The sequence below is a fragment of the Roseivirga ehrenbergii genome, assembly GCF_001593005.1.
Taxonomy (GTDB): domain Bacteria; phylum Bacteroidota; class Bacteroidia; order Cytophagales; family Cyclobacteriaceae; genus Roseivirga; species Roseivirga ehrenbergii.
Genome location: NZ_LQZQ01000023.1, coordinates 226,267 through 246,174, shown reverse-complemented (window position 1 = coordinate 246,174; position 19,908 = coordinate 226,267). Strand labels below are relative to the sequence as shown.

14 protein-coding genes are annotated in these 19,908 nt (G+C 41.0%); 10 read left to right on the top strand and 4 right to left on the bottom strand.

Translation table 11 applies throughout. The features are described 5' to 3' along the window. Positions 1-118: 118 nt before the first annotated feature. From MB14_RS10140 to MB14_RS10135, 3 genes are all read left to right on the top strand, one after another. Complete coding sequence (locus tag MB14_RS10140; RefSeq protein ID WP_062591438.1) at positions 119-694, top strand: ATPase; 576 nt, start codon at positions 119-121, stop codon at positions 692-694. Beyond that, positions 681-848, top strand: a complete 168-nt coding sequence (locus tag MB14_RS18955) for a DUF8506 family protein (RefSeq protein ID WP_157716573.1) — start codon at positions 681-683, stop codon at positions 846-848. Before MB14_RS10140 ends, MB14_RS18955 begins: the two co-directional genes overlap by 14 nt. A 262-nt stretch (positions 849-1,110) precedes the next feature. Beyond that, positions 1,111-1,668 carry a hypothetical protein gene (locus MB14_RS10135; protein WP_062591437.1) on the top strand — a complete coding sequence of 186 codons (558 nt, stop codon included), beginning with the start codon at positions 1,111-1,113 and terminating at the stop codon, positions 1,666-1,668. A gap of 16 nt (positions 1,669-1,684) precedes the next feature. Here MB14_RS10135 and MB14_RS10130 read toward each other — a convergent pair whose 3' ends face one another. Then, positions 1,685-2,734 carry a PA0069 family radical SAM protein gene (locus MB14_RS10130; protein WP_062591436.1) on the bottom strand — a complete coding sequence of 350 codons (1,050 nt, stop codon included), beginning with the start codon at positions 2,732-2,734 and terminating at the stop codon, positions 1,685-1,687. Positions 2,735-2,909: 175 nt separating this feature from the next. On the opposite strand from MB14_RS10130, the gene MB14_RS10125 reads away from it, so the two are divergent. Further along, complete coding sequence (locus MB14_RS10125; RefSeq protein ID WP_062591435.1) at positions 2,910-4,094, top strand: hypothetical protein; 1,185 nt, start codon at positions 2,910-2,912, stop codon at positions 4,092-4,094. 12 nt (positions 4,095-4,106) lie between these two features. After that, on the top strand, positions 4,107-5,270 hold the full coding sequence (locus MB14_RS10120) for a hypothetical protein (RefSeq protein WP_132644128.1): 1,164 nt from the start codon (positions 4,107-4,109) through the stop codon (positions 5,268-5,270). Between the two features lie 4 nt (positions 5,271-5,274). Here MB14_RS10120 and MB14_RS10115 read toward each other — a convergent pair whose 3' ends face one another. Beyond that, positions 5,275-6,921 carry a glycerol-3-phosphate dehydrogenase/oxidase gene (locus MB14_RS10115; protein WP_062591433.1) on the bottom strand — a complete coding sequence of 549 codons (1,647 nt, stop codon included), beginning with the start codon at positions 6,919-6,921 and terminating at the stop codon, positions 5,275-5,277. Positions 6,922-6,925: 4 nt separating this feature from the next. Continuing rightward, the gene (glpK, locus tag MB14_RS10110) at positions 6,926-8,416 is read right to left on the bottom strand and encodes a glycerol kinase GlpK (protein ID WP_062591432.1); all 1,491 of its coding nucleotides are present in this window, start codon (positions 8,414-8,416) and stop codon (positions 6,926-6,928) included. Between the two features lie 200 nt (positions 8,417-8,616). Between glpK and MB14_RS10105 the strand changes: the two genes are divergently transcribed. The 5 genes from MB14_RS10105 to MB14_RS10085 all read left to right on the top strand — a co-directional run bounded on the left by MB14_RS10105 (position 8,617) and on the right by MB14_RS10085 (position 19,526). Further along, positions 8,617-9,933: a deoxyguanosinetriphosphate triphosphohydrolase gene (locus tag MB14_RS10105; protein ID WP_062591431.1), complete on the top strand. Its 1,317-nt coding sequence runs from the start codon at positions 8,617-8,619 to the stop codon at positions 9,931-9,933. A gap of 89 nt (positions 9,934-10,022) precedes the next feature. Next, entirely contained in the window at positions 10,023-12,464 is a 2,442-nt protein-coding gene (locus MB14_RS10100; RefSeq protein ID WP_062591430.1) for an efflux RND transporter permease subunit, read from the top strand. A gap of 39 nt (positions 12,465-12,503) precedes the next feature. Further along, positions 12,504-15,809 (top strand): isoleucine--tRNA ligase, encoded by a 3,306-nt coding sequence (ileS, locus tag MB14_RS10095; protein ID WP_062591429.1) that lies wholly within the window; start codon positions 12,504-12,506, stop codon positions 15,807-15,809. Continuing rightward, positions 15,809-16,414: a lipoprotein signal peptidase gene (locus MB14_RS10090; RefSeq protein ID WP_062591428.1), complete on the top strand. Its 606-nt coding sequence runs from the start codon at positions 15,809-15,811 to the stop codon at positions 16,412-16,414. Before ileS ends, MB14_RS10090 begins: the two co-directional genes overlap by 1 nt. Positions 16,415-16,673: 259 nt before the next feature. Then, on the top strand, positions 16,674-19,526 hold the full coding sequence (locus MB14_RS10085; protein ID WP_062591427.1) for a M16 family metallopeptidase: 2,853 nt from the start codon (positions 16,674-16,676) through the stop codon (positions 19,524-19,526). 60 nt (positions 19,527-19,586) lie between these two features. Here the strand turns inward: MB14_RS10085 and MB14_RS10080 are convergent, their stop codons facing one another. Then, complete coding sequence (locus tag MB14_RS10080; RefSeq protein ID WP_062591426.1) at positions 19,587-19,901, bottom strand: DciA family protein; 315 nt, start codon at positions 19,899-19,901, stop codon at positions 19,587-19,589. Positions 19,902-19,908: the final 7 nt, after the last annotated feature.

Here is a 19,908-nt window from a genome sequence, read left to right as displayed (position 1 = left end):
CGTACTAGGAAAACAACGAACCGCACTCTAAAGGCTGCGGTTTTTTGTTTTCAACACTAATGACAATACAGAGGCCGACTCCTGAAATTCATTTAAAGTTCGGTATCTTTGTTTCTGAATGAAACAACTCTATATCATAGCAGGGCCAAATGGAGCAGGAAAAACAACTGCATCGTATACTATTTTACCTGAGATTTTTGACTGTTATGAATTTGTTAATGCTGATGAAATTGCAAAGGGACTTTCTCCGTTTAACCCGGACAGTGTTGGGCTTCAAGCTGGCAGATTGATGCTTAATAGAATTGATGAGCTAGTTAAAAAGGAAAAAACATTTGCCTTTGAAACTACCTTATCAACTAAGAGCTACCATTCCCTAATCAAAAGAGTAAAAGAATTAGGCTATGAAGTTATACTCTTATTTCTGTGTTTAAACTCAAAGGAGTTAGCTATAAGAAGAGTAAAAACAAGAGTAATAGAAGGCGGACACAATATTCCGACAGATGTTATCGAAAGAAGGTATGAAAATGGATTACAGAACCTGTTTAATAGATACATCCCTATTGTTGACTCTTGGATATTAATTGACAACTCTAACGAACACTTTGACTTTATAGCAAAAGGGTCTAAGGATGAAATAAGTATTATTAACTCAGAGAAGTGGGCTGAACTAAAACAGAAATATGATGGGAAATAAATTGACGGAGCTTGAAAATAAAGTTCGTAAAGGGCTTGAAGATTCGTATAAGAAACTTCTTGAATTTAAACGCCAGAAGAATACGCCACTAATTATTTCCAAAGATGGGAAAATTGTGGAATTAAAAATTAATACTAACTCTAATAAAGGATAACATCAACAATACCTCTTTGGGAAAAGTCAATCAGAAGAGCAACAATTACCAACAAGAAATAATTGACTGAACATACTGAAACAACGAACCGCACTCTTTTGAGTGCGGTTTTTTTGTTTAGGGTTTACAGTTATAAAATTCGATATATTTATGGGCGTCAGTCGTAAATGAGACTGACACTTAATGTTCCTATCAGTTAAAAGAAAACGATGTAGTGAAGCAAAAACGACTCGTCATATCGACACTATTACTCTTTTTAATAGTGAATACAATTTCCCTTTGGGATGGTAAACTTGGCTTTCTAGCTTTTCCGCTCTTCCTTTTACTTGTTGTGGTTTATTTGATACTGGCAGTTCTTGTTTTTAGACAACTGTTTTTCGCTATCAGAGAAAAGTTTAAAGACAAACAAAGGTTAGGTGTTATTGGGGCGTTAACTATCGTTTTGACATTAATTCTTTTAAAACCCAACGGACTAATAGACTTTGACAAATTGCAAGGTGAGGACTTGTTAGTGGCTGAGAGAGAAGGGGCGGCAAACTGTATGACGACTCTTAAGTTGAAAGAGAATAATACTTTTACAGAAAGATCTGTGTGTTTTGGTGTGACAGAGATTAAAGGTAATTATGAGCTAAAAGGAGACACTGTTTTTTTTAGAAATGTTGGGGTCTCCAGAAACAAAAAGAGCTATTACAAGTTTGCCGTCATTTATAAGTCAAAAACTAATAAAATAAAGTACTTGGGAGACATCGTATTGTACGACAATGCAAAACACAAAACAGGCAATGAGCTTTGGATAACAAAAAACGAATTGACTAAATAGCAATCACCCCCCCCCTCTAAAACAACCCCATTTGCCCTTTGTTGGTTTTCACAAATAAGTCGGTGCGAAGCTTAGGCCTGGACTCCGTATTTTGAAAGTATTTGGCTTTGGAAAGCTCAAACAGTCGGTTGATGGATTGCACCATCAAACCTTCTCCTCGCATTCTCGTGTTGTAACGGCTGTCGTTTAGTTTGCCTCCGTGCGCTTCCTTTATTTGGTTCAGAATTTTGCTCGCCCTGTCTGGAAAAGCCTCCTGCACCCAATGTTCAAACACTTGGCCAATGGCTCCATTTAATCGAACCATGGTATAACCCGCGCCTCGTGCCCCAGCCTCAGAGGCGGCTTTCATAATGTCAGGAATTTCATGGTCGTTTAGGCTGGGAATAATAGGGCCAATCATAATGCTTACGGGCACGCCACGCTTGGTCAGTGTTTCCATGGCCTTCAATTTTCTAACAGCCGAAGCTGTTCTGGGTTCCAGTTTTCTTCTTACCGATTCATCCAAAGTGGTGAGGCTGAAATATACGCTAATCAGGTTGAGGTCGGCCAAAGGGCCAATAATATCGAGGTCGCGGGTGATGGTGACGTTTTTGGTAATGATGCCCACAGGGTGTTTGTATTTCAGAAAAACAGCCAGCAGTTTTCGGGTAATTTCAAGCTTCTGTTCCAAAGGTTGATAGCAATCGGTATTGCCAGAAAGCACGATGGTGGAAGGCTGCCAATTGGGGTTTTGCAAATGTTTTTCCAACAACTGAGGCGCGGACTCTTTGTACATGATCACTTTTTCAAAATCGAGCCCCGCGTTGTAGCCCCAGTATTCGTGGCTGTTTCGCGCATAGCAATAAATGCAGCCATGCTCGCAACCTTGATAAGGGTTGAGGGAATAGGTCATACCCACATCAGGACTTTCCACTTTGTTGACAATGGTTTTTGGGAAGATGGGAATGTATTTGGTGTTCGGGTTTTGGCCATCAAATTCATCGATTGCTTCTAGGTGTTCTTGCACATATTCGTGCATCAAGAACCTGTTCTTCACCTGCTTTTGAGCACCTCTTCCTTTAATCATTAATCTAGTATTTTTAGTTTTACTAAAAATACTAGATTTAAACCAGATATTATAGCTAATAGATTGAGTATTTCTTTTGAAGTGCTATTGTTTTGGCCAGCGTCACGGCTGTGGGGTTTTTGTTTTCTGGGCTATTAATTTATATTTTAGAACATAAAATTATACTTAAGCTATAATGAAACTCCGATCTCAGGTATTCTCAATTTTTAGTTTCCTTCTGCTGGTTTTATTGACGGTCTCCTGTGGTACTTCAAAAGAGGTTTCTGATGATAATGTCAAATCCTACATTACCCAAGTAGTCGATTCCGTTATGGTCGATCGACTTTCAACACTTCAACTATTAGACTACAATGTTGATACGAAGGAGTTTTTAGTAGGTGATCTACAAACCGATGAAGTATTGATAGTCAACGAAAATGGTGATTTGGTTTTGTCATTCAATCCCCATGTTGAAAGCCCAGCCTATGTTGGTTCCTATGATTTTGGTTGGAGTTTTTACGGAAATGATGAATTGGTTTGTTACAGCCACTATTATTTATATCAGTTCGATAAAAAGGGAAACAAGCTTGCCAAAATACCCTACCCTGTAGAAGCAAGGTCGATTTGGTGGTTAGATAGAGACCCAACTATGTTGGACAGTTATACTATAAATGGTAGCACTGAAGTGCTTGCCTTTATCACTGAACCTGCTGGGCCTCCTTATAACTCTCAGGCCTTTCAAGACTCGACTGTTATGCTTTACCGTATGAATTTTGAAACGGGAGAGGCCACTCCCGTAATGGAAAAACAGCATGAAAGTGTATATCGGACTTTAGGTAAATTTGTAGACCGCGGCTTTCCTTATGTAACAAAAATGAAAAACGATCGCTTTGCTCAGGTCTATAGCATTGACTCCATGCTTTACATTTTTGATGTGGCGAATAACAACTTAGTAAACGCGATACCGCTACCAAAAGCTTTTCAACCTGAGTATGAAACTATAGAGTTTGGAGAAAAAGGAGAGCCAGATATATTTAGAATTAACTCTTATGTGGTCTCCACTGGTGATAACATTCTGGTTTCGGTCATGGGGAAAGTTCCAGAGTCGATCATAAGAGAAATATATAAAAAGGTAGACATGCTGTCTGAATCGCAGGATTATAAGGATGCAGTAAAAAAGTACATGACGAATAACCATTTACTCTTTGACGAAAACCGCTATTTGGGCGAGGTGAAATGGACTGCTGGAAATGTGGGTTATCAAAAAATCAGTAGCCCCGATGGATATTTCTGGGTTCAACGCATATATAACGATGAACGCGACTACCAAACCTTTTTGAAAGTAAAAATTGTAGAAGACTCTAATTCAGAAAAACCTTAACCAAAGATTTGTATGCTTAAGTACTTAAAAGCCTTTCAACTTCTTCTCCTTACATGCTGCCTTATAACAATGGTGGCCTGCAATGGCAAAGAAGAGAATTCACAAAGTAAAATTGGAAGCTTTAAAGCTGAAATTGTTGACTCTTTGGTGATTGATAGACTTTCGGTCTTAGAGTTATTGGACTACCAAAGTAGTACGGGAGACCTTCTGTTCGCGGATACTCAATCAGGCGATTACTTGGTTATGGACAAAGCCGGAGAGGTTCTTTCATCTTTTAACCCTCATATAGAAGGGCCAAATTATATGGGCAATTCTAGTTATGGCTGGAGCTTCTATGGTAAAGATGAGCTGGTGGCTTTTGGCAGGCCCTATTTTTATCGCTTCTCCAAGGCAGGTGAAAGACTTGGGCGTTATGACAATCCAATAAACCCTGGAGGAGGTATTTGGCTTGATTATTCCCCCCAACGGATAAAGGCTTTTGAAACCCAACGAGGAACGGAAGTGGTGGCTCTGATTTTGGACCTTACCAATAGAAAGCGCAGCAGTCAGGAATATCAGGATTCCGTTGATGCGGTTTTTCGAATGAATTTTGAGACGGGTGAAAACACTACGGTTATGCATAAGGAACCTGACAATATTTACCGTACTGCTGGCGAGTACATGGATTGGGGTTATCCGACTTTCACACGATTGTCGGGCAGTACCTTTGCTTTTACCCATCAAAGCGATAGTTATCTCTATATTTTTGATGCAGAGAAAAATGAGTATATCAATAAAATTGGGATTCCAGAAGAGTTTTTGCCTAAGTATAGTGCAGTAAGCTTTGGTAGCAAAGATGACCCGGAGCAGTTGAGAGTGAATGCAAACGTTTTTTCTGTGGGTGATAAAGTCTTGCTCTTGAGTATTGGACGAATACCGGATGCTGTGATGAAAGAGTTGCAGCAAATCCCTAATTATTATGAGTCACCTGAGCTAGAAGCAGCGGTGAGAAAGTATATGACCACTGATTTTCTACTTTTTGATCAAAAGCAGTTTTTAGGAAAAGTAGAATGGGTTTTTAATATTAATGAGGCTTTACCCAAGGGTACAGAAAGTGGTTTTCTCTGGCTGAAACGAACTTATAAAGATGAGCGCGACTACCAGACCTTTTTGAAAGTAAAAATTGTAGAAGAATGATTTTCTAGCCAAAGATAGAAACCTCTTCAATGGCTTTTTCCATGGCTTCTTTTTCTGAAAGCGTTTTTTCCGCAGACCAGTCAAAGTGATTTTGGAAATCTTTAAGGATAACCTCCAGCGTAGGCTTGATGCTGTGAATATCGAAATACAAACGGCCCGTTCTGCGGATATAGAAATCTTGAATTGAAAAGACCATTTCATTTTCTAGGCAATACCTCAATTCTGAACGAATCAATTTAAGATGGAGTGCTTTGTTGTCAAAGGCATTCATGCCTTCAATAATTTCGTCTGTTACTTTTCCGTAATTGCTCACCAAATAGCCCGCATAGTATTTTTCGAGGCCAATGACCTCTAATTGTTCGCGAGTAGATTTTCTGTATTTCTTTACTGCTTTGGCATTTTTAAAAGCACCATTATCTAAATCAATATGGGTGGTTTTGGTTTCCACAATGGGCATGCCTTCTTCTTTGTGAAGGCGATCATACAAGCGATCGACCACTTTTTCGGCCATTTTTCTATAGCCCGTGAGTTTGCCCCCAGCAATAGAAATCAGTCCAGTTTCCGATTCGAAAATTTCATCTTTACGCGAAATTTCTGAAGCAGACTTTCCGTCTTCATGTATCAGTGGCCTTACTCCAGCCCAGCTTGATTCTACATCTTTGGCTTTCAGGTTCAGCTTTGGAAATGCATGATTAGTGCCCTTGATTAAGTATTCTACATCGGCTTTGGTCGTCAGAATTTTATCCTTGTCGCCAGCGTAATCGGTGTCGGTAGTGCCTATATAAGTGATTTTTCCTCGTGGAATGGCAAACACCATTCGCTTGTCAGGGAAATCGAAATAAATGGCCTGCTTGAGCGGGAATTTATTGTGGGGCAAGACAATGTGTACGCCTTTGGTGAGGTGGAGGTGTTTGCTGGTCAAAGAATGGTTTTTCGTTCTCAGCTCATCTACCCAAGGGCCAGCCGCACTAATGGTGGATTTGGCCTTGATCTCCATTTTTTCACCTGAGATAAAGTCCGTAGCAAAAACTCCGGCTACTTTTCCTTCCTTATAAATGAATTCATCGGCCTGCACATAATTAAGACAATGGGCTCCAAATTTGGAGGCGGTTTTAATAATTTCAATGGTCAAGCGGGCATCGTCCGTTCGGTATTCCGCATAAATGCCACCGCCTTCGACATTCTCTTCACTTAAGAGGGGCTCCTTTTCCAAAGTCTCTTCAATGTCCAACATTTTGCGTTGATCCACTTTTTCTACGCCTGCCAAAACATCGTAGACCATCAAACCAATGCTGGTCATGAGTTTTCCGAAAGTGCCATCCTTAATGAGGGGGAGCAGCATTTTTTCTGAAGTCACCAAGTTGGGAATGAGCTTGTGCAAGGTGGCGCGTTCTCTGCCCACTTCGCGGACCAGCGCAATTTCAAATTGCTTGAGATAGCGCAAGCCGCCATGAATCAGTTTGGTGGATTTACTGCTGGTGCCTGAGGCGAAATCGTTCTTTTCAACCAACACGGTTTTAAGTCCTCTCGAAGCTGCATCGAGCGCAATACCTGCCCCCGTAATGCCTCCACCAATGATCAATAGATCATAGTGCTGCGTTTTTGCAGTATCTGTTAATGCTTTTCTGTTGGTGGAAGAGAGGACGTTCATAGTTTTAATTTTCTACCCAATTCATTGATCTTTTCACTGCCTTTTGCCAAGTCGCGTAGAGTTTTTCTCTGAGCTTGGCGTCCATTTCTGGCTCAAACTCATGCTCGATAATTCTGTTTTTGATAATGTCTTCTTGTTTCCAAAAACCGACAGATATTCCAGCCAAGTAAGCGGCACCTTGCGCGGTGGACTCAATGACTTCTGGTCGTTCTACCCCAACGCCAAGAATATCTGCTTGAAACTGCATAAGGTAATTATTGGCCGCAGCACCACCATCTACTTTCAATTCCTTCAACTTTAGACCCGCGTCTTTTTGCATGGCTTGTAAAATATCACGGGTTTGAAAAGCCAGAGAGTCTAGCGTGGCCTTGATAATGTGTTCTTTTCCCGTATCACGAGAGAGTCCGAAAATGGCGCCTCGAGCATACATGTCCCAATAGGGAGCGCCCAAGCCAGCAAAGGCTGGAACGACTACGACTTCATGGCTGTCTTTTAGCTTTTCCGCAATCGCTTCAGAATCGCTTGAATCTTCAATGATTTCAAGTGCATCGCGTAGCCATTGCACAGCTGCACCCGCTACAAATACACTTCCTTCCAAAGCGTAGTATATTTTATCGTCAATGCCCCAAGCAATGGTGCTGAGCAAGCCATTGTATGAATGTTGAAGGTCTTCGCCCGTATTCATCAGCATAAAACAACCAGTGCCATAGGTGTTTTTCGCCATGCCGGGTTCAAAGCAAGCTTGGCCAAAAAGGGCAGCTTGTTGGTCGCCAGCAATGCCTGCGATGGGAATTTCCACTCCGTCAAGTTCATAAGTACCGAAATCTCCGCAGCTTGGTCGGGCTTCAGGAAGCATGGACTTTGGAACGTCAAGCGCTTTCAAAAGCCTATTATCCCACTTCACGGTTTTGATATTGAAAAGCAAAGTGCGGGAAGCGTTGCTGTAATCGGTGGCATGTACTTTTCTATTGGTCAGGTTCCAAACTAACCAAGTGTCTATCGTTCCGAAGAGTAAATTACCAGCTTCGGCACTTGCTTTTGCACCTTCGACATTGTCTAAAATCCATTTGATTTTGGTGCCCGAAAAATAGGAGTCGATCACCAAACCTGTGTTTTCTCTAAGGTAAGCTTCAATACCCGTGTGCTTTAGGTCTTCGCAAATGCTGGCTGTCCGTTTGTCTTGCCAAACAATGGCGTTGTAAATAGGCTTGCCCGTGTTTTTGTCCCAAACCACTGTGGTTTCCCGTTGGTTGGTAATGCCTATGGCCGCTACTTCTTCACCTTTGATATTGTTCTTTTTAATGAGGTTGGAAAGGGTTTCCATTTGGCTGGAAAGAATTTCCGTAGCATCGTGTTCCACCCATCCTGGTTTAGGGAAAATCTGAGAAAACTCTTGCTGTGCAATGTCAATAATTTGCCCTTTTTGATCGAAAAGCACCGAACGAGAACTCGTGGTGCCTTGGTCTAATGCGATGATGTACTTCTTTTCGCCCATAGTAATAGATGGATTTTGTTTTAAATGAAAAAACGACTTGACCTCCTATAATATTAGCGACTATTAAGCGGAAAGCCTAGAGCGCAAAACCAATTCTATTATTTGAAGAGAATGAACTTTTATTGCTGCTTCTGACTGTATATTTAACTCAAGTCTTTTTTACCTTTCCTGTTAAAGGCTCAATACTTAGCTTTACCGCGATGAATTGGTTACAACTTCTTTCTTTAGATACTCCTGATGTTCAGCAAAACCAGACGAGAACGGTTTTCGATCGTGATTTTGATCGGATTATCTTTTCTCATCCGTTCCGTAAACTGCAGGATAAAACGCAGGTACACCCCTTGCCCGAGCAGGATTTTGTCCACACCCGATTGACGCACAGCTTGGAAGTGTCTAGCGTGGGCCGATCTTTAGGAAGGTTGGTAGGCAGTAGGCTGATAGAGAAGTATGATTTTCTTCAGAATAAAATAAGTGCACATGATTTTGGCGCCATAGTAGCGGCTGCTTCTTTGGCGCACGACATTGGAAACCCACCTTTTGGGCACTCGGGTGAATCTTCCATTTCGGATTATTTTAAGAATGCAGAAGCAGAATTAAAGCCTGAAGTAACCGAAGCCGAATGGGCCGACTTGATCAATTTTGAAGGAAATGCGCAAGGGTTTAGACTTCTGAACCGGCCGGGTTATCAGGGCTTGAAATTATCTTCGGCTACTTTAGCTGCTTTTACAAAATACCCTCGTCCTGCTTTGGTTAAAGAACAAGACAAGGCCAGAAGAAGCCAGAAGAAATTTGGCTTTTACGATACAGAAATAACCGTTTTTCAGGAATTAGGAAAAGAACTTGGTCTTGAGGTTTTAGGAACTGATCAGTACTGTCGCCATCCGCTGGCCTTTTTGGTGGAGGCTGCCGATGACATTTGCTACCATATTATAGATTTAGAAGATGGCTGTAATTTAGGCTTGGTCACTTATGAGCAAACGGTCGAATTGCTTGCCAATGTGATTGGCGATAAGTTTCAGCCCGAAAAGTTAGAGGCCATTCATAGCTTAAAGGAACGAATTGGAGTGCTTCGTGCTTTGGCCATTAATCAGCTAATTGGAGAGTGCGTAGATTTATTTATGAAGCATGAAGAGAAACTACTGACTTCTGAATTCGATATTTCTTTGGCAGATGAAATTCCTTCGAAAGCGGCTATGGCCGAGATTATTAGTGTTTCAGTAGAGAAAATTTACCGTAGTCGAGATGTAGTAGAAACCGAGGCTGCTGGATATCGCGTATTGAATGGTTTGTTGGAAACCTTAGTTCCTGCAACTTTAGCAGGTTTTAAAAAGAACCTTTCTGCAAAGGATAAAACCTACTTTAGGTTATTGCCCTCTGAAACTCAAACGGAAGTGAAGCAGGCGGATTCTGCTTACATTGCCCTAAGGTCTGTGCTCGATTATGTTGCAGGAATGACCGATTCTAACGCTTTGAATTTGTACCGAAAAATTATGGGTATTTCCCTACCGGGCCGATAGCCCAATTAACCTTTCTATTTATAGGATAAAATGGTGAGAATCAATTTACTGAGAAGGGATTTCTATTACCTTTGTGATCTTTGAAAAAAATGTGGTCTAAACTTCCTCATATCGTACTGAAATACAGGCTCGCCCTGATGATTCTATTGCTCCTTTTTACGGTGTTCATGGGCTATATGGCGCGTGATGTAAAAATGGCATTTAACTTTAATACGGCCGTTCCAGAAACAGACGAAAACTATAAGTACTTCCAAGACTTTAAAAAGAATTTTGGGGAAGATGGAAACATCTTGGTGTTGGGTGTGAAAGATAGCAGTCTGTATGAGCTTGATAACTTCCTCAAGTATGAGGCGCTGAATAAAAAATTACGAAGTGTGGAAGGTATCACTAACGTAATTTCACTGGCCACACTTCAGAATATCACCAAAAATCAAGACAGCCGCAGTTTTGAGCTTACCCCTTTAATTAAGCAAAGTCCCACCTCTCAGGCCGAACTAGACTCCATAATGGCAGCGGCTTTGAACTTAAAGTTCTATAGCGGTCAGTTGATGAATGTTAAGAATGGTGCTACGCTGATTCTGATTACGATGGACCGGGAAGTGCTTAATTCTAAACTTAGGAATGATGTAGTTGGTGAAATTCAAGGCATTGGAAAAGCATTTTCTGCCGATACAGGCATTGAGCTTCATTATTCGGGAATGCCGTTCGTTCGAACCATCATGCAAGAAATGACGGCCAAAGAGCTCAAATTATTCATTGTGCTTTCTATTGCCATTACAGCCCTTATCCTCTTCCTCTTCTTTAGGTCGTGGACGGCTGTGGTTTTTCCGCTTATAGTAATTGGAGTAGTGGTGACTTGGGTAATGGGAACCCTCGGAATTCTTCAGTATAATATCAATGTACTCACAGGCTTAATACCGTCAATCATCATTGTAATCGGGATTCCCAATTCAATTTACTTGCTGAATAAGTACCATCAGGATTTTGCCAAACATGGTAATAAAATGAAGGCGCTTAGCCTGATGATCAGAAAAATTGGCTTGGTAACCTTCATCACCAACTTCACTACTGCCATTGGTTTCTTGGTTTTGGTTACTACGGATATTACCCTCTTAAAGGAATTCGGTTTAGTAGCTGGTATTAACATTTTAGCCACTTTCGTGGTAAGTATGGTGCTTATTCCTGGTATTTTCTCTTACCTGCCCGCGCCAAAACCAGCTCAGTTGAAACACCTAGACTTTAAGATGACTGGGCGAGCGCTCACCTTGCTTGATTTGCTAGTGCACAGACACCGTTACCGTGTTTTCATAATCACTTTTGTGGTGGTTGGTGTTTCGCTTTATGGAGTCTCTAAACTCTATTCGGTGGCCTATATGGTCGATGATATTCCAGAAGAATCAACACTTAAGCAGGATCTTTACTTTTTTGAAGAGAACTTTAACGGAGTAATGCCGCTTGAAATTATTGTTGATTTCGGAAAACCAAGGTCGTCACTAAATGCTAGAAACTTGAGAAAAGTGGAACGTTTGGAAATCGGCCTCGATTCTATCGACTTTGTTTCACAACCTATTTCAATTGTCAGTTTTGCCAAGGCCATTCGCCAAGCTTATTATAATGGTGATTCAAACCGATATAGTCTTCCGAGCCCAAGTGATAGGAATGCGATCCTGAATTATTTAAGCAATCAAAAGGATGAAGATGGATTGCTAAACAGTTTTGTAGATACTACAGGCCAAGTGTTAAGGGTTTCTTTAAAAACTTGGGATTTAGGCTCTGTTAAAATGGACTCACTTATTACCCAGGTAGTGGAGCCAAGAATTAACGAAGTATTTGGTGAAGATGAAGACGTGCATACCAGTGTTACGGGTTCTACCTTGCTGTTTGTAAAGGGAAATAAATTCTTAATCGAAAACCTTCAAATGTCGCTGTTATTGGCTTTCGCAATTATTGCGGTGATCATGGCCATTCTCTTTGCAAACTTCAGAATGATTATCATTTCTATGGTGCCGAACTTAATTCCACTGATTTTAACCGCAGGAATCATGGGCTTTTTCGGAATACCATTAAAACCAAGTACGGCCTTAATTTTCAGTATTGCCTTTGGTATTTCTGTAGATGACTCAATTCACTTCTTGGCCAAGTACCGCCAAGAATTGTTTGCGAATAAGTTCTTTGTGCCTATCGCCATCAGTAACAGTATAAAAGAAACAGGATCGAGTATGCTATATACGTCTATCGTGTTGTTCTTCGGTTTTGTGATTTTCGTGTTCTCCGATTTCGGTGGAACCGTAGCCTTGGGTTTACTTACTTCGTTAACCCTGTTGTTTGCTATGGTAACCAACCTTACCGTTTTGCCAGCCTTATTGATGGTTTTCGATAGTGGAAAACGTGATTTGAACTTTCATCCACTTATTGAGCATTATGAGTTTTATATCGAAGACGAAGACGAAGAAATTGATACTCAAAACCTTTTGATTAAGAGTAACGACCCGTTTGTTGGTTCAACAGACAAAGACAATAAAGATTCCTAAAAGCCATTTTCGGCTTAGCCCATAAAACAAGGAGTAAAAGTGAAAAAGTACAACGAATACAAAAACCCGAATTATGCCCAAATAGGAGAGCAAATGCTCCAGTTCTGGAAAGAGAATGGCATATTCGAAAAGTCAGTAAACACCAGAGAAGGGAAACCATCTTTTACCTTTTACGAGGGACCGCCATCTGCTAACGGAACCCCAGGTATTCACCACGTAATGGCCAGAACCGTAAAGGATATTTTCTGCCGTTACAAAACGCAAAAAGGCTTTCAGGTAAAAAGAAAAGGCGGTTGGGACACCCACGGTCTTCCTGTTGAACTTCAGGTAGAAAAGGAATTGGGCATTACCAAGGAAGACATCGGCAAAAAGATTTCGGTTGAAGAATACAACCAGAAATGTCGTGAGGCAGTAATGAAATTCAAAGATGAGTGGGATGACCTTACCGAGAAAATGGGTTATTGGGTAGACCTCGACAACCCATACATCACTTTCGAAACCGATTATATTGAAACGCTTTGGTCGCTTTTAAAACGACTTTACGATAAAGATTTACTTTACAAAGGCTACACCATTCAGCCTTATTCACCTGCGGCAGGTACAGGTTTGAGTTCGCACGAACTAAACCAACCGGGCACTTATCAGGATGTGAAAGACACATCGATGACGGCCATGTTTAAGGTAGAAGGTACCGAAAACGACTTCTTTTTGGCTTGGACGACTACGCCATGGACATTGCCTGCCAACAACGGTTTGGCCGTTGGGGCTGGTATTGAATACGTAAAGGTGAAAACCTTCAACCAATACACTTTTGAGCCTATCAATGTGATTTTGGCCAAAGACCGCCTTTCTTCATATTTCAATGAAAAAGCGAAAGATATTAAGCTTGAAGACTATAAAGCAGGCGATAAGTTAATTCCTTTTGAGGTGTTAGAAAGCTTCAAAGGCCGCGACTTGGCAGGCAAAAGCTACGAGCAACTGATGCCTTATATTCCGTTAGAAAAGCCAGGCTGCACCGTTGTTGTTGGTGATTTTGTCACTACTGAAGACGGTACGGGTATCGTGCACATTTCAAAAACATTTGGTGCAGACGATTACCGTGTTTCGGTAATGAATGACATGCCGGGCGTTTTCGTAAAAGATGAAGAAGGCAAGAACGTTCCGATTGTAGACAAGCAAGGAAAGTACGTGAAAGAGATCACGGATTTTGCTGGCATGTACGTAAAGAACGAATATTATTCAGACGAAGAGCGTCCTGAAAAATCGCTCGATGTTTTGATTTCGATCAAACTGAAAGAAGAAAACAGGGCTTTTAAAGTAGAAAAATACGAGCACTCTTATCCGCATTGCTGGCGAACCGACAAGCCGATTTTATACTATCCGCTAGATTCTTGGTTCATTAAAACTACGGCTTACAAAGAGCAACTTGTAGCGCTGAATAAAACAATCAACTGGAAACCTGCTTCAACAGGTGAAGGCCGCTTTGGCAACTGGTTAGAAAACTTGGTAGACTGGAACCTGAGCCGCTCGCGCTATTGGGGAACGCCACTACCAATTTGGGTTTCGGAAGATAAAAAAGAGCAGAAATGCATCGGTTCACTGGCCGAGCTGAAAGCAGAAGTTGAGAAATCAATTGCGGCTGGTTTTATGACCGAAAGCATTGGCGAAGACTTCGATTTACACCGCCCTTATGTAGACGATGTGTATTTGGTAAGTGAGACAGGTCAGAAAATGACCCGCGAAGCCGACCTTATCGATGTTTGGTTCGATTCGGGTGCCATGCCTTATGCGCAGTGGCATTACCCGTTTGAGAACAAAGAAATTTTCGAATCGAATTTCCCAGCAGACTTTATTGCAGAAGGCGTAGACCAAACCCGTGGATGGTTCTTTACGCTTCATGCTTTGGCAGTAATGCTAGAAGATAAAGTGGCTTTTAAGAATGTAATCGCCAACGGTTTGGTGCTGGACAAGAACGGCAATAAAATGTCGAAAAGGTTGGGCAATGCCATTAACCCGTTTGAAACCATAAGTAACTTTGGCCCAGATGCCACACGTTGGTATATGATTTCAAATGCCAACCCTTGGGACAACCTCAAATTCAATATTGAAGGTGTAGGCGAAGTACAGAGAAGGTTCTTCGGAACGCTTCAGAACACCTATGCTTTCTTTGCGCTTTATGCCAATTTAGATGGTTTCACTTTCGAGGATGCTGAAATTCCTTTGAATGAAAGGCCAGAAAGCGACCGTTGGATTTTATCTCGATTGAACAGTTTGATCAAAGAAGTAGACCAAGCCTATAACGATTATGAGCCAACTCGCGCATCACGAGCGATTATGGATTTTGTGACCGATGAAGTGAGTAACTGGTATGTACGCTTGAACAGAAAACGTTTCTGGAAAGGCGATTATGACCAAGGCAAAAAAGCGGCTTACCAAACTTTATATACTTGCTTGGTGAGTGTAGCGAAATTGGCGGCTCCTGTGGCTCCGTTCTACATGGATCGCTTATATCAAGATTTGAATGCAGTGTCTGGTAAAGAGAACTTCGAGTCGGTTCATCTTTCCGATTTCCCTGTAGCGAATGACGCGTTCATTAATAAAGATTTGGAGGCCCAAATGATTTTGGCGCAAACCATTTCTTCGTTAACACACTCTATTCGTAAGAAGGAAAAAATCAAAGTGCGTCAGCCTTTGACCAAAGTGATGGTGCCTGTTTTAGACGAAAAAACTAAGCAATACATTGAGGCGGTTCAGGATTTGATCATGACTGAAGTCAATGTAAAGGCAGTAGAATATATCGATGATGCTTCGGGCATTTTGGTGAAGAAAGTAAAACCGAACTTCCGCACCTTGGGTAAAAAATTCGGTCCTCAAATGAAGTTAGTGGCTGCGGCGATTGGCCAATGGACGAAAACTGAAATTGCTGAAATCGAAAAGAATGGATCTATAAATATTTCGCTTGAAGGCGAGCCAGCTTCGCTTTTGTTGGAAGATGTAGAAATCTCTAGCGAAGATATTCCGGGCTGGTCAGTAGCTTCTGAAGGCAAGGTAACCGTGGCGTTAGACATTTCGATTACAGATGAGCTTCGTGCCGAAGGTATTGCCCGTGATTTTGTAAACCGAATTCAGAATTTGCGAAAAGACATGGGGCTTGATGTTCAGGATAAAATCAACATTCAAGTGGCCAAAAACGAAGCTTTGATCAACGAAGCTTTAACAGCCAATGCAACTTACGTTTGTGAAGAAACGCAGGCTTTGAGTTTAACCATTGTGGAGTCTCTTTCAGAGTCACAAAGTGTTGAAATTGACGAGTGGATGCTTGAAGTGAAAATAGCAGTAGGCTAATGGCTGCGCAGTTCAGGCACTATAAATACTATCTCCTCACTTTGGCGGTAATCGCCATCGACCAGACGGTAAAACTTCTGGTACATTTTAAAATGGTTTTCGGCCAAAATGGGGAGATCAAAGTATTTGGTGACTGGTTTAAGCTGCATTATATCTTAAACGAAGGTATGGCTTTTGGCCTTCGGTTTGGTTCGGAATGGGGAAAACTAGGGCTTACTGCTTTCCGAATGGTTGCCATAACATTTATTGCCATTTACCTATACAAACTTGCTAAGAGAAACCTTCACCCCGGCTTACTTTGGACCATTGCCCTTATTTTAGGGGGAGCTATGGGCAATGTAATCGACAGTATTTTTTATGGAGTTTATTTAAACAATGCTCCTTACGATGCCGTTACCCCTTGGTTTCATGGGAAAGTAGTAGATATGTTCTACCTCGATGTTTGGGAGGGATATATTGCGGATTGGGTTCCATTTTGGGGAGGAAAATACATTGCCCTTTGGCCTATTTTCAATGTAGCCGATGTCTGTATTTTCTTAGGAATTGCCTTGCTCCTTGTTTTTCAGAAGCGGTTTTTTGGGAAGAGCCAACCTCAAGAGCTCTGATTAGCTATTCCTTCTAATCAAATTTTCAGGCTTCAATATGTGTTGTTTATCCATGATATTGAGGTGTTAATCATTTATTTCCGTGCTATTGATTTTTGGATATTAATTTAAGCTTTTGTTAGAGGGCTATATTTCTCTTTTTCATAGTCTCTATCTTAGTTAGAGAGTGAAATAAGCATTCTAAAAATTATATATAATCATTTATTATATTAATTATAAATTCTATATTTAACTAATCGAATAGTTTAAATTATCAAACATGACACATCGACTTCTTAAACTCAGTATTTGGGCAGTGCTACTACTCCTTCTGCCTTTATCATCACTTGCTCTTCAAGAACTTCCAACAGATCCCTCTGTTAAGGTTGGCAAATTAGATAATGGCTTCACTTATTATTTAAAGCAAAATGCTAAGCCCGAGAACCGGATTGAATTCAGGCTTGCCATAAATGCGGGTTCCATTTTAGAAGATGACGACCAACAGGGCTTGGCTCACTTTACGGAGCATATGCTATTTAACGGCACAAAGAACTTTGAGAAAAACGAGCTGATTAGTTTTCTTCAGAAAATGGGTCTAGAGTTTGGAGGCGATTTGAATGCCTACACCAGTTTTGATGAAACGGTGTACTTTCTACCAATTCCTACAGAAGACAAAGAGAATGTTGATAAAGCTTTGACTGTGTTGAGTGATTGGGCGCATAATGCCACTTTCGACAACGAGGAAATAGACAAAGAAAGAGGTGTGGTGATGGAAGAGTGGAGGCTCGGACGAGGTGCAGCGCAAAGAATGAGAGAAGAAACTTGGCCAGTGGTGCTTCAGGGCTCTAGATATGCCGAACGATTGCCGATTGGTAAAGAGACCGTATTACAGAACTTTAAATATGAAGCGGCTAAAAGGTTTTATGCAGACTGGTACCGACCAGATTTAATGGCAATTATTGCTGTTGGTGATTTTGAACCAGCAGAAATGGAGGCAAAAATCAAATCTTATTTTGGATCGATTAAGAACCCTAAAAAACCAAAAGAGAGAAAGTATTACGATTTACCTCCTTTTAAAGGAACCCGCATTGCTGTGGCAACCGATGATGAAGCCACAGGAAGTTCAATTGCCGTGGGCTTTATTACGCCTGGAACACAAAAGCCAGAAAACACCCTAAATGATTTTAGAAAAGGTCTTTTAACAGGCTTATACGGTCAAATGATTAACCAACGATTGGGCGAAAAAGTACAGACTGAGAACCCTCCCTACTTATTCAGCTTTAGCGGATATGGCGCTTCTTTAGGCAAGTACAAAAAGGAATATAGCATTGTAGTGAATGTAAAAGACGGCATGTTTAAAGAGGGCTTAAAAGCCGCAATGGTAGAGAATGAAAGGGTGAGAAGATATGGCTTTACCAATGGTGAGCTTGAAAGAGTAAAAGCACTTTACCTTAATGCTTATGATAGAAGAGCGAAAGAAGCAGACAAAGCCCAATCAGGGAGTTTGGTTAACACTTATGTTCAACATTTCTTGAATGGAGGAACACTATTAAGCGAAAAACAAGAACTGGAATTGATGAGCCAATTGCTTCCAACCATCACGGTTGAAGAAATCAACGAATTGGTTAAAGGCTGGATTACAGAAGACAACCAAACCATTATTATCACGGCAAAAACAGATCAAGAATCGAATATTCCTTCTGAAGACGAGCTGAAGTCAATTATGACGGATGTTAGAAGTGATCAAACGATTACTCCTTATGCAGAAGAAAAATTGGCAACTTCTTTAATGACTTCGGCACCAAAGGCCGGAAAAATCATAAGCGAAAGTACCAATGAAGCAACGGGAATTACTGAGCTTATGCTTTCGAATGGAGCAACAGTTTATGTAAAACCAACTGACTTCAAAAATGATGAGGTGCGAATGAGCGCTTATAGTGACGGTGGCGCATCTCTATATTCGGTTGATGAATACATGAATGTTACTAATGCAAGCGAGATTGTAGGACAGATGGGGCTTGGAGAATTCAGCCAAGTTGATTTGGGTAAATTCATGACAGGAAAAACCGCAGCCGTAAGTGCAAGTATAGGCCAATTTGAAGAGAGCATGTCGGGCTTTTCAAGCTTAAAGGATTTAGAGACATTTTTCCAAATGGTGCATTTAAAGTTTACTACAGTGCGCCATGATGAACAAGCTTTCAAAAGCTGGCTCACCAGAATGAAGACTCTTTATGCCAATTTTGGTTCTAGCCCAGATATTAAATATCAAATTGAATCCATGAAAATTATGTATGGAGATAACCCTTGGGCAAGAGGGCTTCCGACTGCAGAAGAAATGGATCAAATTTCGCTGAAAAGAGTAACGGAGATTTATAAAGAACGCTTTGCCAATGCTGGTGACTTCAATTTTGTATTCGTAGGAAATATAGACATGAAGACCTTTAAACCACTATTGGAGCAATACATCGCTAGTTTGCCAGCATCGAGTAAAGATGAAACCAACAAAGACATTAATTTAAACCCGGTGCCTGGGGTAATTACTCAAAGCGTTTATGCTGGAGTAGACGACAAAAGTGTGGTGACCATTACTTTGAGTGGAGATTATGACTACACTTTAGAAAACAATGGACTGATGAATGCTGCTGCCAGTGTTTTGACCAATAAAATGATTGAAACACTTAGAGAAGAGTTAGGTGGGGTTTATGGCGTAAGTGCTCAGGCCTCTTTGAGCGAAAGCCCAACGGAAAGATTCACGTTTACAATTTCATTCCCTTGTAAGCCCGATAATGCCGATGCTTTGGCAGAAGCAGCTATGAAGGAATTAGAGAAACTCAAAAAAGGTGAATTTACGGATGAAGACTTACAGAAAGTGATTACAGCCCGCATGCAGAATTATGATGAGCAAATTAAAACAAATGCCTACTGGCAGGGAATGATAAAAAGCTATTCTAAATCTGGAGACGGCTTTGAAGAAATCTTGAAATCAAATGAACGTGCAAAGGCCATTACTAAAGAAAAAGTGGTTGGGGCCGTAAATCAATACTTAACAGGCGAGAATATAATTAGAATTACCAAGCTTCCTGATGGTTATAAAGGTGACGCCAACTTGAAGCAGGAAATCAAGAAGAATTAAGGAAAGTTGAAGTTGAATAGAAGGGGCCGGCAAATTGTCGGCCTTTTCGCTTTTGTATGCTTATAACAGCACTACATCATTCACGATAGGACTTCCAAATTCTTTGGCCAGTAAAACTAAAATCTTGTTTTTAGACATGTTCAGTTCGTGGCGTAAGGGGGCAGAAGTGAGGTGAACGTAAAGTTTTTTGTCCTTAATGTAAATTTTGCTGGTGCGTTTGGCAATGGCCACGCCCATTACTTGCTCCCAAGAATTGATCAGGTTGGTTTCGTGAAATTTCTGCTCAATGTTGAATGACTTCAACATATCTTTCACGGCATCACCAATGCTTTCTGGTTGTCCTTTTCTATTGTTGGGGTAAGGTCTTTTGTTCACTATTATT

Coding starts and splice junctions, on each gene's coding strand:
- MB14_RS10140 (WP_062591438.1), top strand. CDS start 119: ATGAAACAACTCTATATCATAGCAGGGCCAAATGGAGCAGGAAAAACA.
- MB14_RS18955 (WP_157716573.1), top strand. CDS start 681: ATGATGGGAAATAAATTGACGGAGCTTGAAAATAAAGTTCGTAAAGGG.
- MB14_RS10130 (WP_062591436.1), bottom strand. CDS start 2,734: ATGATTAAAGGAAGAGGTGCTCAAAAGCAGGTGAAGAACAGGTTCTTG.
- MB14_RS10125 (WP_062591435.1), top strand. CDS start 2,910: ATGAAACTCCGATCTCAGGTATTCTCAATTTTTAGTTTCCTTCTGCTG.
- MB14_RS10120 (WP_132644128.1), top strand. CDS start 4,107: ATGCTTAAGTACTTAAAAGCCTTTCAACTTCTTCTCCTTACATGCTGC.
- MB14_RS10115 (WP_062591433.1), bottom strand. CDS start 6,921: ATGAACGTCCTCTCTTCCACCAACAGAAAAGCATTAACAGATACTGCA.
- glpK (WP_062591432.1), bottom strand. CDS start 8,416: ATGGGCGAAAAGAAGTACATCATCGCATTAGACCAAGGCACCACGAGT.
- MB14_RS10105 (WP_062591431.1), top strand. CDS start 8,617: ATGAATTGGTTACAACTTCTTTCTTTAGATACTCCTGATGTTCAGCAA.
- MB14_RS10100 (WP_062591430.1), top strand. CDS start 10,023: ATGTGGTCTAAACTTCCTCATATCGTACTGAAATACAGGCTCGCCCTG.
- MB14_RS10090 (WP_062591428.1), top strand. CDS start 15,809: ATGGCTGCGCAGTTCAGGCACTATAAATACTATCTCCTCACTTTGGCG.
- MB14_RS10085 (WP_062591427.1), top strand. CDS start 16,674: ATGACACATCGACTTCTTAAACTCAGTATTTGGGCAGTGCTACTACTC.